General features: G+C 61.0%; 12 protein-coding genes. 9 read left to right on the top strand and 3 right to left on the bottom strand.

Going from position 1 to position 14,230, the window contains the following annotated elements; all coding sequences use genetic code 11:
* On the bottom strand, nucleotides 1–981 hold the full coding sequence (locus ACFOOP_RS16895; RefSeq protein WP_379882322.1) for a hypothetical protein: 981 nt from the start codon (nucleotides 979–981) through the stop codon (nucleotides 1–3).
* Nucleotides 982–1,106: 125 nt separating this feature from the next.
* On the opposite strand from ACFOOP_RS16895, the gene hutI reads away from it, so the two are divergent.
* From hutI to ACFOOP_RS16920, 5 genes are all read left to right on the top strand, one after another.
* Nucleotides 1,107–2,309 (top strand): imidazolonepropionase, encoded by a 1,203-nt coding sequence (hutI, locus tag ACFOOP_RS16900; protein WP_379882323.1) that lies wholly within the window; start codon nucleotides 1,107–1,109, stop codon nucleotides 2,307–2,309.
* A gap of 264 nt (nucleotides 2,310–2,573) precedes the next feature.
* Nucleotides 2,574–3,518: a diacylglycerol kinase family protein gene (locus ACFOOP_RS16905; RefSeq protein ID WP_379882324.1), complete on the top strand. Its 945-nt coding sequence runs from the start codon at nucleotides 2,574–2,576 to the stop codon at nucleotides 3,516–3,518.
* Nucleotides 3,518–4,495, top strand: coding sequence for a hypothetical protein (locus ACFOOP_RS16910; protein ID WP_379882325.1), 978 nt, complete (start codon nucleotides 3,518–3,520; stop codon nucleotides 4,493–4,495). Before ACFOOP_RS16905 ends, ACFOOP_RS16910 begins: the two co-directional genes overlap by 1 nt.
* Entirely contained in the window at nucleotides 4,496–5,284 is a 789-nt protein-coding gene (locus tag ACFOOP_RS16915; RefSeq protein ID WP_379882326.1) for an alpha/beta fold hydrolase, read from the top strand.
* Nucleotides 5,285–5,513: 229 nt separating this feature from the next.
* Complete coding sequence (locus ACFOOP_RS16920; RefSeq protein WP_379882327.1) at nucleotides 5,514–7,712, top strand: TonB-dependent receptor; 2,199 nt, start codon at nucleotides 5,514–5,516, stop codon at nucleotides 7,710–7,712.
* A gap of 146 nt (nucleotides 7,713–7,858) precedes the next feature.
* Here ACFOOP_RS16920 and ACFOOP_RS16925 read toward each other — a convergent pair whose 3' ends face one another.
* Nucleotides 7,859–8,731: an N-acyl homoserine lactonase family protein gene (locus ACFOOP_RS16925; protein WP_379882328.1), complete on the bottom strand. Its 873-nt coding sequence runs from the start codon at nucleotides 8,729–8,731 to the stop codon at nucleotides 7,859–7,861.
* 142 nt (nucleotides 8,732–8,873) lie between these two features.
* Here ACFOOP_RS16925 and glpK point away from each other — a divergent pair, with 142 nt between their 5' ends.
* Nucleotides 8,874–10,364 (top strand): glycerol kinase GlpK, encoded by a 1,491-nt coding sequence (glpK, locus tag ACFOOP_RS16930; RefSeq protein WP_379882329.1) that lies wholly within the window; start codon nucleotides 8,874–8,876, stop codon nucleotides 10,362–10,364.
* A gap of 15 nt (nucleotides 10,365–10,379) precedes the next feature.
* Nucleotides 10,380–11,225 (top strand): alpha/beta hydrolase, encoded by an 846-nt coding sequence (locus tag ACFOOP_RS16935; RefSeq protein WP_379882330.1) that lies wholly within the window; start codon nucleotides 10,380–10,382, stop codon nucleotides 11,223–11,225.
* Here the strand turns inward: ACFOOP_RS16935 and selD are convergent.
* On the bottom strand, nucleotides 11,222–12,265 hold the full coding sequence (selD, locus tag ACFOOP_RS16940; protein WP_379882332.1) for a selenide, water dikinase SelD: 1,044 nt from the start codon (nucleotides 12,263–12,265) through the stop codon (nucleotides 11,222–11,224). The two genes, ACFOOP_RS16935 and selD, sit on opposite strands and share 4 nt — an antisense overlap.
* A gap of 93 nt (nucleotides 12,266–12,358) precedes the next feature.
* On the opposite strand from selD, the gene mnmH reads away from it, so the two are divergent.
* Nucleotides 12,359–13,423 carry a tRNA 2-selenouridine(34) synthase MnmH gene (gene mnmH, locus ACFOOP_RS16945; RefSeq protein ID WP_379882333.1) on the top strand — a complete coding sequence of 355 codons (1,065 nt, stop codon included), beginning with the start codon at nucleotides 12,359–12,361 and terminating at the stop codon, nucleotides 13,421–13,423.
* A 73-nt stretch (nucleotides 13,424–13,496) separates the two neighbouring features.
* Nucleotides 13,497–14,225 (top strand): SDR family NAD(P)-dependent oxidoreductase, encoded by a 729-nt coding sequence (locus ACFOOP_RS16950; RefSeq protein WP_379882334.1) that lies wholly within the window; start codon nucleotides 13,497–13,499, stop codon nucleotides 14,223–14,225.
* Nucleotides 14,226–14,230 lie beyond the last annotated feature (5 nt).

Raw genomic sequence — 14,230 nt, forward strand, 5'->3', positions numbered from 1 at the left:
CTAGTCGTTTTCGACCTTGACGCCGTTCACATAAACGGTCCCGCCGCGCCCATGACGGGTGATGCGGCCATTGACGCTGTCCATGCGCACCTCAGACGAGCCATACATAGTCAGCTCCGGTTGGGTGACGGCGCCGCGGAAGAAAATCCCGCCAGAACCGTCAATAAAGGCGCGCAGCTTGTCGGTGCGGCCCGCCTTGACCGCAACAGCGCCGGAACCGGCGATCCGCACAGTCATGGGGCCGTCCATGCGCGTGGAGCGCACAAGGCCGGAGCCCGCAATCGAAATATCGAGCATGCCGTCAACATCGCCGAGCACCACATCGCCCGGCCCCGCAATATCCACATCGACAATCGACGCATCGCCGGTGCGCACATCCGCGTCACCGGAAACATCAATTTCCAGTCCGCCCTTGACGTTGCCGGTCACTAGGCGCGAGCCATGAACAACGCCGATCACCGCCTCGCCCAGATCGCTGGTCTCGCCATAGACGTAACAGGCGTCGAGATTGAGCGACCCGCCGAGACGCTGCATGGCGAGCTTCACCCGGGCGTCGATAAACTCAACATCGCCTTCAAACGGCATCAGGATTTCAATGGTCGGATACGCGTCAAACAGCTCCTGATTGACCGGCTCGCCGTCGGATAGCTTGCGGCCTTCGCGCGGCTCAAACTGGCGCGTGATCCGGCGGTCGCAGCAGTCGAGACCTTCCGGGTCTTTCCACTTCTCGCCGGTGATGATCAGGACGCCGTCTTTTTCTTCGAGCTTCAGAGGAGCGTAGGTCTTACCCTGACGGATAGTGATGTCGATCTCGTCGCCGCTGGTGGTTTTGATGTCCACGGTCCCGGTGACGTCCCGAAATGACACATCGCTGAGATTAAATGTCTCGGCATTGGCCGCCGCGCCAAACAGCGCCATCGCGGCCCCGCCGGACGCAAGAAGGCCCGCAAATGCCGATTTCAACTGATTTCCCGCCGTCATACGTCTCACCCTTGGTCAGTCGACACCCTGGCGCCCCGCTTCTACCTTAACCTTGCGCCGCCCTGAAATCAGCAAAAACCGCGCCGTCATTCCCAACCGCCGCGGCCCTGCCTATAACCCGCTCCATGCACGATCTTCTCCTTACCAATGCGACACTGGCGACCATGGCGGCGGGTGAGCCCTATGGCCTTGTCGAAAACGCCGCCCTTGCCGTGAAAGACGGCCGGATCGCCTATGCCGGCCCCATGGCGGAGCTACCCGGCGGCGCGTCGAGCCAAACCGAGGATCTTGGCGGCGCCCTGATCACGCCGGGCCTCATCGACTGCCACACCCACCTTGTTTATGCGGGCGAGCGCGCATCGGAGTTCGAGGCGCGATTGCTCGGCCGGTCCTATGAAGAGATCGCCCGCGCCGGCGGCGGCATTCTCTCTACCGTGCGCGCCACCCGCGCCGCGAGCGAAGATCAACTCGTCGAGGCGGCCCTTCCCCGTCTGGATGCGCTCATCGCCGAAGGACTGACCACCATCGAGATCAAATCCGGCTACGGATTAACGCTTGAAGATGAAATGAAAATGCTGCGCGCGGCGCGCCGGCTCGCGAAGGAACGTCCGGTGCGAGTGATGACAACGCTTCTTGCGGCGCATGCCTTACCGCCGGAATTTAACAGCGCCGACGATTACATCACCTATGTCTGTGACGAGATCATGCCCGCCATTCACGGCGAAAACCTTGCCGACGCCGTTGACGGCTTCTGCGAAGGCGTCGGCTTTTCTTCCTCACAGATTGAACGCGTCTTTGAAAAAGCGACAGCGCTTGGGTTGCGCGTGAAACTTCATGCGGAGCAATTGTCCGATCTTGGCGGCGCCGCGCTCGCCGCAAAATACGGCGCCCTTTCCGCCGACCATCTCGAATATCTGAAACCTGAAGATGCGCCCGCTCTCGCCAAGGCCGGAACCGTTGCGGTGCTGCTGCCCGGCGCGTTTTACTTCCTGCGCGAGACGATGCTACCGCCGGTTGAAGCGCTGCGCGGCGCCGGCGTCCCCATGGCCCTCGCGACCGATTGCAATCCCGGCACCTCGCCCATGACCTCGCTCCTCCTCGCTATGAATATGGGCTGCACTCTCTTCCGCCTGACGCCCGAGGAGGCGCTGGCGGGGGTCACGCGCATCGCCGCCCAGGCGTTGGGACTCGATGACGCCGGAACCCTGGCGCCTGGCAAACGAGCCGATCTCGCGATCTGGCGGGCCCGGCATCCGGCGGAACTCGCCTATGGAATTGGCGGCAATCCTCTGGTCCAGCGGGTGTTTGCAGAGGGACGTCAACCATAAACGCGCAGCCTGTGCGCCTATCACAAAGCTTTGAAAAACCCGCGCTGGCGGTCGGATCGAAGGGCCCCCATTTTCGCGATTGAAAAGCGACCGCGCCCAGTAGATAAATATGGCCGTTTTGTGACATTATGAAATATCGGCCGCGCCCGGCATGGGGCAGGCGGCGGCCAGTCCGTTCAGAACGGCGCTATGGCGGGGGCCCGGCGTAACCTGTTTAAGCATCCCGGCGCATTCTTCGCCGGAAGACGTAAAGAGTGTTTTTAAATGTCGACCGCGTCGATGATCATCAATGCCAAGAGCAGCCGCAATCTCTCGCTTGCGGAGGATCTTCTCTATGTCACGAAACGCCATAGCGGCATTCGCCCCTATGTGCTGGAGCGTATAGAGGATCTAGGCCCGGCGCTCGACGATATTGAAAAAGGCGACTCGAACACGCTCATCCTCGCTGGCGGCGACGGCACGATGCAGGCCGCCATCACCAGCGCGATCAACCGGCGCCGGTTTCAGACTCAACCAAGCTATGTCGCCCTTCCCTGCGGCATGACCAATGTCATCGCCAATGATTGCGGCCTTCAGGGGCCGCCCGCGTCATCGCTCGACAATTTCCTTTGGCGGCGCGATCGCGGCGACGTTTCCCGGCTTGAGCGCCCGCTGATCGGCATGCAGCTCTCCGAACGTCAGGACCCGATTTACGGATTCTTTCTCGGCGCCGGGTTGTTCCATACAGCCGTGCAGTTCAGCCGCCAGAATGTGCAGAAAATGGGCGCGAGCCGGTCTGTCGCCGTCGCGCTTTCAACCGCCGGATTTATTCTGAAATGCGCCATGGACAATGCCGACGGCCCGCCGCCGCTGTCGGCTGAAGTCAAGAATGAAGACGGCGCATTCGAGCCGCGCGATCTTTCTTTTATCGCCATGACGACCTTGAACAAGCTGTCCGCCGGCATCTTCCCGTTCTGGGGCGAAGGCGACGAACCCATGAATGTCACTGCCATCGATTACCCGCGCAGAAAGCTCCTGCAGGCGGCCATGTCGGTCCTCAGAGGCAAGTCGAAACCGTGGTTTCCGGACGCCGGTTATCACAGCTGGAAAAGCCGCGAAATGCGCATGCGCTTTGACGGACCCGTGGTGTTCGACGGCGAGATTTTCCATACGGCGCCGGGTGAAGACCTGATCCTCAAGGTCTCCGAAAAAGCCGCCTTCCTGATTTGATGCAGTTCGGGCCGCACGAAACTGAGGCGCGCGACGCCGCGCTCGCGACCTTGTGCGAGCGCATCCGCGCGGTTTCGACCGCCCCCCTCAACGAACCGGCGCAACTCCTGCTGGAGGCGCTGCTGGCGAAACATCCCGGCGCAGCGGCGCTGTTTTACGGCTCCGGCGCAAGCGTTGCGCGCGCCGACGATCCGGCGAGCATCATTTTCGATTTCTACATTATCGGCGAAAGCTATGACGCGCTTTATTCGTCAGGGGCGATGAAACTTGCGAACAAGCTCGTGCCGCCCAATGTCTTTTATTTCGAAACGCCGTCCCCTTTCGGAACCTTGCGCGCGAAATACGCTGTCCTTTCCCTTGATCATTTTGAAAAGCTGGTCAGCGAGGAAACCTTTCACTCCTATTTCTGGGCGCGCTTCGCCCAGCCCTGCCGCATTCATGGCGGATCGACAGCCATGGCCGCGCGGCTTGAAACGGCGCTGGCGATTGCCATCGCGACCTTCTGCAAGCGCGCGGCGGGCCTGTTTGACGGACCGTTCACCGCACGGGAATTATGGCTCGCGGGGCTCGGCGTCTCCTACAAGGCGGAGCTGCGTGCGGAAGATGAAAGCCGCGCCGCGAAACTGATCGAAAGCTATGGCGACTGGGCGGCGAGCGTTACGGTGCCCGCCCTCACCTATGCGGGCATCGACCTCGATATAGAGGGCGCGGTGATCCGGCCGAAACAAACGCCGCCGCAAACGGCGCGCGCCTGGCGGCTGCGCGGGGCGCAAGGCGCCGTCCTCTCGGCCTTGCGCCTCCTGAAAGGCACGCAGACATTCAAAGGCGGCATTGATTACATCGCCTGGAAGATCCAACGCCATTCCGGCATTGATCTTGAGATTACCGATTGGGAGCGCCGCCACCCCATGCTTGGCGCGCCAGGCGCGGCACTTCGATATTACCGGCTGCGCGCGCAAACAAACCGGAACGCGTAAATGCCTGTCTTTTCCACGAGCGACGCCGACATACATTATGAGATCGCAGGCGACGGTCCGCCGCTTTTGCTGATTGCGGGTCTCGCCAGCGACAACGCAAGCTGGGGGCCGGTGACGCCGCTCCTGTCAAAACATTTCAAACTGATCATGCCGGACAATCGCGGCGCGGGACGCACCAGAACAGCGGCGCCGTTTTCCGTTGAAGCCATGGCGGACGATTGCGCGGCGCTGTTCGATCATCTGCAAATCAACCGCGCGCATGTGGTTGGTCATTCCATGGGCGGGATCATCGCCATGACATTGGCGGCGCGCGCGCCCGAACGAATTGAAAAGCTTGTCCTCGCCGCATACTGCGCAAAAACCCCTGCGCGGGCCATCTCCGTCATCGACACCATCCTTCTCCTGCGCGAAGCGGGCGCGCCGCAGGAACACTGGTTGCGCTCTTTCTTTCACTGGCTGTTCAAGCCGGAATTTTTTGAAAATAAAAATGCGGTCGATGCGGCGATCGCCCTTTCCATGGCCTACCCTTACGCGCAATCGGCCGAAGGCATGCGCGCCCAGGTGGATATGCTGCGCGGTTACGACGCCTCGGCCCTGCCCGCCGCCCTGACCTCGGACACCCTTCTGCTCGCGGGCGAACTTGATCTGATGTTTTCGCCCGAGGACATAAAAGCGGCTTTCGAGGCCGCGCCCGTCCGGTTCGAAATTCTCCCCGGCGCCGCCCATTCTCTCCACTGGGACGATCCAGCGGGTTTTTCTTCTAATGTGATCGCATTTTTGAGCGATTGATCGGGCTTCATAAAAGCGTTACATGAGGGGCCTCGCGCAACCGTGCGTGGCTGTCGTCGCCGGGTAAATCGGCATCCTGACAAAAGGGGCGTCATCCAAATCGGGAGCGTTCGCAAGGCGAGTAAAACGCCGGACTGCGGATGGATCAGCGCGAGGCATTGGAGACGGCGAGCACCGAGTAAAACGGCGCGCGCTGCGCTTCGCCAATGTGAGTTACGGAAACGCCCCAATGAAAAAAATGCTTTTGGCCACCGCCCTGTCGGGCGGCTTCATGTCGAGCGCCGCGTTGGCGCAAGAGACGCAACAAGACGAAATCTTCGTCACCGCGCAGCGCCGCGAACAATCGCCTCAGGATGTGGGCGTCGCGCTCAACGTCTTTTCCGGCGCCGATCTGATCGCGCAGGGAACACGGAACATAAATGCGCTTGAGAACTTCGCGCCGAACCTCGAAATCGAAAGCCAGTTTGGCTCCGGCCAGCCGAGCTTTTCCATTCGCGGCGTCGGCTTTCGCGATTACGCAACCAACAACGCGCCGACCGTCGGCGTCTATGTGGACGACGTCGCCTATCCGATCCCGGTGATGACGCAGGGCGTTCTATTCGATGTTGAGCGCGTCGAAGTCTTGCGCGGGCCGCAAGGAACGCTTTACGGGCGCAACACCACCGGCGGCGCCATCAAACTAATCAGCGCGCAACCGACGGACGACTTTTCCGCCGGCGCCGTGGTCGAGGGCGGCCGGTTCGGGCGCGTCGACGCCGAAGGTTTCGTTTCGGGCCCTGTCGCCGACACGATCCGCGTGCGCCTTTCCGGCGCCACATCGCAAGGCGGCGCGTGGCAGACCAATCGCGAAACCGGCGAGGAACTGGGCGACGCTGAACAATATGCGCTGCGCGGCATTGTCTCCGTCGATCTGGCGCCGGATGTCGAAGCCATTTTCAATTTGCACGGCTTCATCGACCAGTCGGACGGGCTCGGCCTGCAATTGTTCAATGACTCCGCCTTCGGCCCCCTCGCCCATGAGCGGCGCGAGACAAGCTGGGGCTCCTCGCCTGAATTTTCAGCCCTCACGGGAATTTCACAAACACAAAGCCCGTTCCGCGACAATGAAGGCTGGGGGACAAGCCTCACCGTGAACGCAGGGCTTGGCGGCGCGGCCCTCACCTATATCGGCGCGTATGAAGTGTTGAACCGAAAAGAGTTCAACGATTTCGACGCGCTGACATTGGGCGGCGCCGGCGTTTTCTTTCAGTCGAGCGCGGACGTCATGTCCCATGAGCTTCGCCTGTCCGGCGAAACGGCGCGGCTTAACTGGGTCGGCGGGGTTTATTATTCGCAAGAAGATCTCGGCGAACTTTATCAGTCCGATTTCGCGGCGAGTTTCGGTCCCGGTTTCGCGGTGACGACGCCCTATAACCAGAATGTACGCACCATGGCCGCCTATCTCCACGGCGAGTATGAGCTATCGCCGCTGGTCTCCGTTATCGCCGGGCTGCGCTACGAAGATGAAGCGCGCAAGCTGCGCGATCTCGGCACCTTTGCGGTCGCGACGGGGCCGTTGAACTTCGCCAATGGCAGCAACGATTTCACACTGGAGAACCGCGATCTCAATTCGGACAATCTCTCCGGCAAGATCGGTGTTGAACTGACGCCCGCTGACGATGTGTTGCTTTATGCCCATGTGAGCCGCGGGGTGAAGTCCGGCGGCTTCACCGCCTACAATACGCTGAACCCGAATGCGTTGACGCCCTTTGCGCCGGAAAAACTGAACGCCTTCGAGGCCGGTTTCAAAACATCTTTCGGCGATGTTATTCAGCTCAATGGCGCGGCGTTCTATTACGACTACAAGGACCAGCAGGTGCAGTCGGCGATCTATGATGCCGGCACCGGCGCCGTCGTCGGCCGCATCGTCAACGCCGACAGTGAAATCTACGGCGCCGAACTTGAAGCGGTGCTGACGCCCTCGCCCTGGCTCACCATTGGCCAGACATTCGGCTACAAGAGCGGCGAATTCACCGAGTTCATGGATCTCGATATCGCCGCCTCGACGCTCGCCGGCATGGAAGTGCTGACCGATCGTTCGGGCCAGGATCTCGGCTTTCCGAATATCAGCTATCAGGGTTACGTCGAAACCCAAACGCAGATCGCTGACGGCTGGTCGGCGCGCGCGCGGTTTGATTATTCCTATCGCGATACGCTTTCCCTGCCGCTCCTGGGCCCAGCTTACGCAGTCGGTGATTACTGGCTCGCCAATGCGCAACTGGCGTTCGGTCCCGATGACGACCGCTGGGAGCTGGCGCTCTGGGGGCGGAACATCTTCAACGCCGACTATGATGAAACCCGCAACTTCTTCATCACCGGCGGCGCAGCCGACATCGCGGCGCCCGGCATGCCCGCGACCTATGGCGCAAGAGTGAGCGTGAAATATTGAACGCTTTCTCCTCCCCCATTCATGGGGGAGGTGGACCGCGCGTTAGCGCGGGTCGGAGGGGGCTTTGAAAATTTTCCACCCCCTCCGTTAGCTTCGCTGACACCTCCCCCGCAAGCGGGGGAGGAAAGACACGCTTCAAGTGTTTTCTAATCCAGATAACCCGGCAAACGCGGCAGCGCTTCATAGTCCGCCATCACATGCTGGATGATGACGCGCGCGCCGGTTTCGTCTGCAATTTCTTCGAACCGGTCCATGGACGCCAGCGTATCTTCAACATTCGTGTTGAATTTCGGCACATAGCGGTTATCGCGCGACTCCTGCAAATGATACATATCGCCCGATAGCAAGACTGGTCCTTCGTTCTCTAATTGCACCAACAGCGATGTGTGCCCCGGCGTGTGTCCCGGCATGGCGAGTATCGTAACAGACCCGTCACCGAACACATCATAGTCGCCATCGAACTCGATGGTCTCCGCTTCTTCCAGCGCGTTATATAGCGGAAAGCTTTGTTCGTCGGTGCGCGCTTCATCACGGAACATATGCGCGCGCTCATCTTTGTCGATCAGCAAGATAGCGCCCGCAAAACGATTGGCGTCGCCGATGTGGTCGAAATGGGAATGGGACGGGCTGAAATAATCGACATCATCCACGGTCAACCCGATCTCAGCGAGCTGGCCTTCAATCGTGTGCGGCATGGTCAGGCCGAAAGGCCCGGACGTCACTCCCTCCTCGCCCGCATCGTGAATCGCCGTGGGCAACCCCGCATCCCAGAGAAGGTCGCCCTTGGGATGGCGAATAAGAAAACACATGACTGAAGAGGCGTTGGTGCGCCCGTCATATTCATCGCCTTGCGTAAAGAGCGAAAGGTCGAGCATGTCGATGCGGCCGCAATCAAAAGTATAAAGCTTGATGCTTTTCTTCGCAGATTCCGGCGCCGCCTTGGCTGCTTTGTCTTCCTGTCCACATGCGCCCAGCGCCAGCGCGGCTCCCAATGTGACCAAGGATAGAAACTTCTTCATTTCGCCCTCCAAAAGAATTCCGGCCCTGCTTACCAGCGTTTCACAGCCAGGAGAACAGCCCTGAGCAGGAGGGTTTTAGGCCGGGCGCAATTCAAGCTAGACTAGGTAAAATAACACGACCGGGAACGCCGAAAGAACAGCCATGACGGATTTTGAACCGCCCTTCATCCTCGCCATCGATCAGGGCACCACATCAAGCCGCGCGATTGTGTTCGATCATTCGGGACGCATCGTCTCCTCTGCGCAATCGGAATTTCCGCAACATTACCCCAATGATGGCTGGGTCGAACATGATCCGGAAGACATCTGGAACACGACATTGGCGACCGCGCGCGAAGCCTTCGCCGCCGCAGAAAAATCAGGCGGACAAGTCGCCGCCATCGGCCTCACCAATCAGCGCGAGACAACACTGATCTGGGACCGCAAATCCGGCGCGCCCATCTACAACGCCATTGTCTGGCAGGACCGGCGCACGGCGGACATTTGCGCGAAACTGCGCGACGGCGGCATTGAAACCCATGTGACGGCGCGCACGGGGTTAGTGCTCGATCCGTATTTTTCGGCGACAAAGGCCGCCTGGATTCTCGACAATGTTGAGGGCTCTCGTGCGCGCGCGGAAAACGGCGAACTCGCCTTTGGCACCGTCGACAGTTTTCTGATCTGGCGATTGACCGGCGGCGAACGTCACCTGACGGACGCCACCAACGCGAGCCGCACATCGCTTTACAACATTCACGATAATCGCTGGGACGACGCCCTGCTTGAAAAGTTTGGCGTGCCGGCGGCAACCCTGCCTGAAGTGCGCGACTGCGCCGATGATTACGGCATGACCGACCCTGACCTCTTCGGCCGGGCAATTCCCATTTGCGGCGTCGCGGGCGATCAACAGGCCGCGGCTTTCGGTCAGGCGTGTTTCGCTCCTGGCGACATCAAAAGCACTTATGGCACGGGCTGTTTTGTCGTCATCAATACGGGCGACAAACCGCTCGCCTCTCACAACAAACTTCTTTCCACCATCGCCTGGCGGCTCAATGGCGAAACGACTTACGCGCTGGAAGGCTCCATCTTCATCGCCGGCGCCGCGATACAATGGCTGCGCGATGAATTGCAGATCATCAAATCGGCGGCGGAAACCGCTGATCTCGCCGAAAGCATTGAAACCAATAACGGCGTTTATCTCGTGCCCGCTTTCACCGGCCTTGGCGCCCCGCACTGGGCGCCGGGCGCGCGCGGATTGATCACCGGCCTCACCCGCGGCGCCGGACGCGCGGAATTCGCCCGCGCCGCCCTTGAAAGCGTCGTTTATCAGACTGCCGATCTGATGACCGCCATCGCCCGCGACGGCGCTAGGACAAATACCCTGCGGGTCGATGGCGGCATGGTCGCCAATGACTGGCTAATGCAATTCCTCGCTGACATTATCGGCCTCCCCGTGGAGCGGCCGAAAGTGCTGGAAACAACGGCGCTCGGCGCCGCCTATCTCGCTGGGCTGCAGGCCGGGCTCTATCAGGATACGGAGGAAATCGCCGAGCGCTGGCGCCTCGACGCCCGCTTCCAGCCCGCCATGGCGCCGGAACTGCGCAGCCGCAATCTCGCCGGCTGGTCTGATGCGCTCCGCCGCACACTTGCCTGATCAAAGGGACTGTTCATGCGTATTTTCTTCTTTTGCACCCTGTTGCTCGCCGCCGCCTGCGCCTCTGCGCCAGAACCGCAAAGTGCGACGCCGACAGTTGAACCTATCGTCATTGGCGAAAGCCGGCATATTGAGTCCGAAGCGCTGGGCCAGACCCGGACCTATAATGTCTGGTTGCCGCCTTCATATGATGAAGGCGATGCGTCCTATCCGGCGCTCTATGTCATGGATGGCGGGTTGCAACAGGATTTCCACCACATTTCAGGCCTAGCGCAGCTCTCGACCATTACCGGCATGTTCCGCGAGATCATTCTCGTCGGCGTTGAAACCGTCGACCGCCGGGCGGAGCTTACATCGCCCTCATCCGACCCGCTCGATAAGCAGGATTTTCCGACCCATGGAAACGCCGCCGCTTTCCGCGCCTTTCTCAGCAATGAAGTCATGCCTGATGTCGCCAGCCATTATCGCGTGAGCGGCGAGACCGCGCTGATGGGTGAAAGCTTCGCCGGCTTGTTCGTGCTGGAAACATTCCTGACGGCGCCGGACACCGTAGACAGTTATATCGCGATTTCGCCAAGCGTCTGGTGGGACAAGGCCGCGCTCGCAAAAGCATCGAACGAGTATATGCGCACCATGCCGGAGAAGGAGCGCAAGCTCTATCTCGCCATCGCCAATGAAGACGGCCTGATGCGTGAAGGCGTGCTCGATGTCGTCAAAGCCTTGAAAAAGGAAAAAGTCCCCGGCCTCGCCTGGACTTTCTCAGATCGCCCGGATCTGAAGCACTCGTCCATTTATCACCGCGAAGCGCTTGAGGCGATGTTATGGACCTTCGCGAACCCGGACGAGGAAAAGACGCACTAACCAATCCGGATTGACGGCGAACCTTCTCTTATCGCTCCAATCACCGTCGCTGAGGCGTGACCGTGACGGCGGAAGGAGGCGAGAACCTCATCCGCAGCATCGGGCGCACAGGAAACGAGCAGCCCGCCGGAGGTTTGCGGATCGGTGAGCATGTCACGCGATTGTTCGGCCCATCCGGCCGGCGCCTCAACCCAGTCTTTCACGCTTTCCCAGTTGCGCCCGCTGGCGCCGGTTTTGACGCCATCATAAAGCAGCGCCCGCGCCAGATCGAACATGGGAACGGCGCTTTCTTCAACCGCCGCTGCGACACCGCTACCCCTGCACATCTCCGACAGGTGACCGAGAAGGCCGAAACCTGTCACATCGGTCATGGCGTGAACGCCGTCGATTTCGGCAATATCAGCCCCCGGACGATTAAGCAGCGTGGTTGAGGCGATCATCGCTTCATAACCTTCGGGCGACAGAATTTCTTTTTTTAGCGCAGCGCTAAAGACTCCAACGCCGAGCGGCTTGCCAAGGATCAAAATATCACCCGGCCGCGCGCCGTCATTTTTCATCACCCGGTCGGGATGAACGAGACCCAGCGCCACGAGTCCGTAAATCGGTTCGGCGGAATCGATGGAATGCCCGCCCGCCACCGGGGCGCCCGCCGCCTCGCTCGCCGTTCGTCCGCCATCGAGAATACGCCGGATCGTCTCCGTCGACATCCTGCCGATTGGCATGCCGGTGATGGCGAGGGAAAAAATCGGCCGCCCGCCCATGGCGTAAACATCCGACAGCGCATTGGTGGCGGCGATGCGTCCGAACTCGAACGGGTCATCGACGATAGGCATGAAGAAATCCGTGGTGGCGATCAACGCCGCGTCGTCAGAGATCCGATAGACGGCTGCGTCATCGCTGGTGGCCGCATCCACCATCAGCCCCACATGGGTCGCCGCAACGGGCATGGAGCTCAAAATCTCCTGCAGCACATTCGGCGCGATCTTGCAGCCGCAGCCGCCCCCATGGGCGAGCGAGGTCAGACGGGGTTCCGCGGACATGATTCCTTCTCCTGAGGCGGCCTTCTTGCAGCCCACGGCGGACAGTCTAGAACACTCCTTTTGGCGGCGCGCAAGCGCTTTCAGGCGCAGGGCATGATCGAGAATACCGGCGATATCGAGGTGGAGACGCTGGCGCGCTTTGACGCGATCATCGACGTGCGCTCGCCGTCGGAATTCGCGGCGGACCGCCTGCCTGGCGCCATCAACCTGCCGGTGCTGGATGACGCGCAGCGGGCGGAGGTCGGAACCATCTACAAACAGGTCTCACGCTTCACCGCCCGCCGCCTTGGCGCCGCCTATGTGGCGCGCAATGTCGCCCGGCATCTCGAAACCGCGCTGGCGGACCGGCCAAAGGACTTTCATCCGCTCATTTATTGCTGGCGCGGCGGTATGCGCTCGAACGCCATGGCGACAATTCTTTCACAAGTGGGATGGCGCTGCGGCGTTCTTGAAGGCGGCTACAAGACCTGGCGGCGCGCGGTGACGGCCGCCTTGCGCGACAGCGAGGCGCCGTTGCCTGTTGTCCTTCTCGATGGACAGACGGGTGTCGCGAAGTCGGATATGCTGCGGGCGGCGGAACGCGAAGGCGTGCAGGTGCTGGACCTTGAAGCCATCGCCCATCATCGCGGTTCGGTCTTTGGCGGCTATGACGATGATCCGCAGCCGGAGCAAAAATATTTCGAAACCCAGATTTTCGACCGCCTGCGCCATACGGACCTTTCAAGGCCCATTCTGGTGGAAGCGGAATCGAACCGCATCGGCCGCTGTGAAATTCCAACGCGGCTGTGGACCGCCATGCAGGCGGCGCCCCGCATCACGCTCTCGGCGCCGCTCGCGGCCCGCGCCGCCTATCTCACGACGGCGTATCCCGACATCACCGGCGACCAGACCGCCGCCCTCGCCGCCATCGACCGCTTGGCGCCGTTTCATTCCAGGGAAACCCTTGCCGGTTGGCGCGGCCTTGCGGAAACGGCCCAATGGCGCGACCTGGCGGCGGCGCTGATGCAGGCTCATTACGACCCGGCCTATGAGCGCAGCCGTCAGCGCGGGCGCTGCGGCGCGGCGCTTTCGAGCTACGACCTCGAAGAGCTGGACAGCGCGACATTTGAACGGGTTGCGAAAGAGATAGCATCCACTCTATTGACCGCTAAAATTTAATGGCCGCGCGTCCGGCCCCAACAATCGCTCACAGTTTTTGTGGACGCGCGCCAAGACAAGGAAATCCGACCCCATGACCCAGCCCGACCTGACCGGCAAAACCGCTCTCGTCACCGGCGCCTCCCGCGGCATCGGCAAGTCGATCGCGCTCAGCCTTGCAAAAGCGGGCGCGCATGTCCTGGCGCTGGCGCGCACGCCCGGCGCACTCGAAGACCTCGATGACGAGATCAAGGCCGCCGGCGGCAAGGCGTCGCTGATCCCCATGGACCTCGTCTCCGATGACGGGATCGAACGCCTCGCCGGCGCGCTGACGGAGCGCTTTCCTGCGCTCGATATTCTGGTGCTCAATGCCGGCTCGCTCGGTGAACTGGCGCCGTTGCCAGATATCGATCCCAAAGTCTGGCGACATACGCTCGATCTCAATGTCACGGCGAACTGGCGGTTGTTGCGCGCGCTCGATCCGATGCTGCGAAACGCGGCGGATGCGCGCGTTATCGGCCTGTCATCGCGTGTGGGCGGCGAAGCGCCAAAAGCGTTCTGGGGAAGCTATGCGGTGACAAAGGCTGCGTTCGACATGCTCCTGAAAACCTATGCCGAGGAAATGGCGAAAACATCCGTTCACGTCTCACTTATCAGCCCCGGCCCCATGCGCACCGATATGCGCAAAGTCGCCATGCCCGGCGAAGACTCGGCGACACTGCCGCATCCCGATGAGCTGTTGCCGCTCGTTCACCATTTGCTGGTGCGAGAGGACCGCGAGCCTTTGCGGATTTCGTTCAAGGAATGGACCGGCGGCGCGTAGCGCAT

Origin of the sequence: Hyphococcus aureus (assembly GCF_042643165.1) — a bacterium.
Classification (GTDB): domain Bacteria; phylum Pseudomonadota; class Alphaproteobacteria; order Caulobacterales; family Parvularculaceae; genus Hyphococcus; species Hyphococcus aureus.

What these genes read in the sequence shown, in the direction of transcription:
- ACFOOP_RS16925 (WP_379882328.1), bottom strand. Translation starts at nt 8,731, where the DNA reads ATGAAGAAGTTTCTATCCTTGGTCACATTGGGAGCCGCGCTGGCGCTG.
- selD (WP_379882332.1), bottom strand. Translation starts at nt 12,265, where the DNA reads ATGTCCGCGGAACCCCGTCTGACCTCGCTCGCCCATGGGGGCGGCTGC.
- ACFOOP_RS16910 (WP_379882325.1), top strand. Translation starts at nt 3,518, where the DNA reads ATGCAGTTCGGGCCGCACGAAACTGAGGCGCGCGACGCCGCGCTCGCG.
- ACFOOP_RS16895 (WP_379882322.1), bottom strand. Translation starts at nt 981, where the DNA reads ATGACGGCGGGAAATCAGTTGAAATCGGCATTTGCGGGCCTTCTTGCG.
- ACFOOP_RS16905 (WP_379882324.1), top strand. Translation starts at nt 2,574, where the DNA reads ATGTCGACCGCGTCGATGATCATCAATGCCAAGAGCAGCCGCAATCTC.
- ACFOOP_RS16935 (WP_379882330.1), top strand. Translation starts at nt 10,380, where the DNA reads ATGCGTATTTTCTTCTTTTGCACCCTGTTGCTCGCCGCCGCCTGCGCC.
- ACFOOP_RS16950 (WP_379882334.1), top strand. Translation starts at nt 13,497, where the DNA reads ATGACCCAGCCCGACCTGACCGGCAAAACCGCTCTCGTCACCGGCGCC.
- mnmH (WP_379882333.1), top strand. Translation starts at nt 12,359, where the DNA reads ATGATCGAGAATACCGGCGATATCGAGGTGGAGACGCTGGCGCGCTTT.
- glpK (WP_379882329.1), top strand. Translation starts at nt 8,874, where the DNA reads ATGACGGATTTTGAACCGCCCTTCATCCTCGCCATCGATCAGGGCACC.
- ACFOOP_RS16915 (WP_379882326.1), top strand. Translation starts at nt 4,496, where the DNA reads ATGCCTGTCTTTTCCACGAGCGACGCCGACATACATTATGAGATCGCA.
- hutI (WP_379882323.1), top strand. Translation starts at nt 1,107, where the DNA reads ATGCACGATCTTCTCCTTACCAATGCGACACTGGCGACCATGGCGGCG.
- ACFOOP_RS16920 (WP_379882327.1), top strand. Translation starts at nt 5,514, where the DNA reads ATGAAAAAAATGCTTTTGGCCACCGCCCTGTCGGGCGGCTTCATGTCG.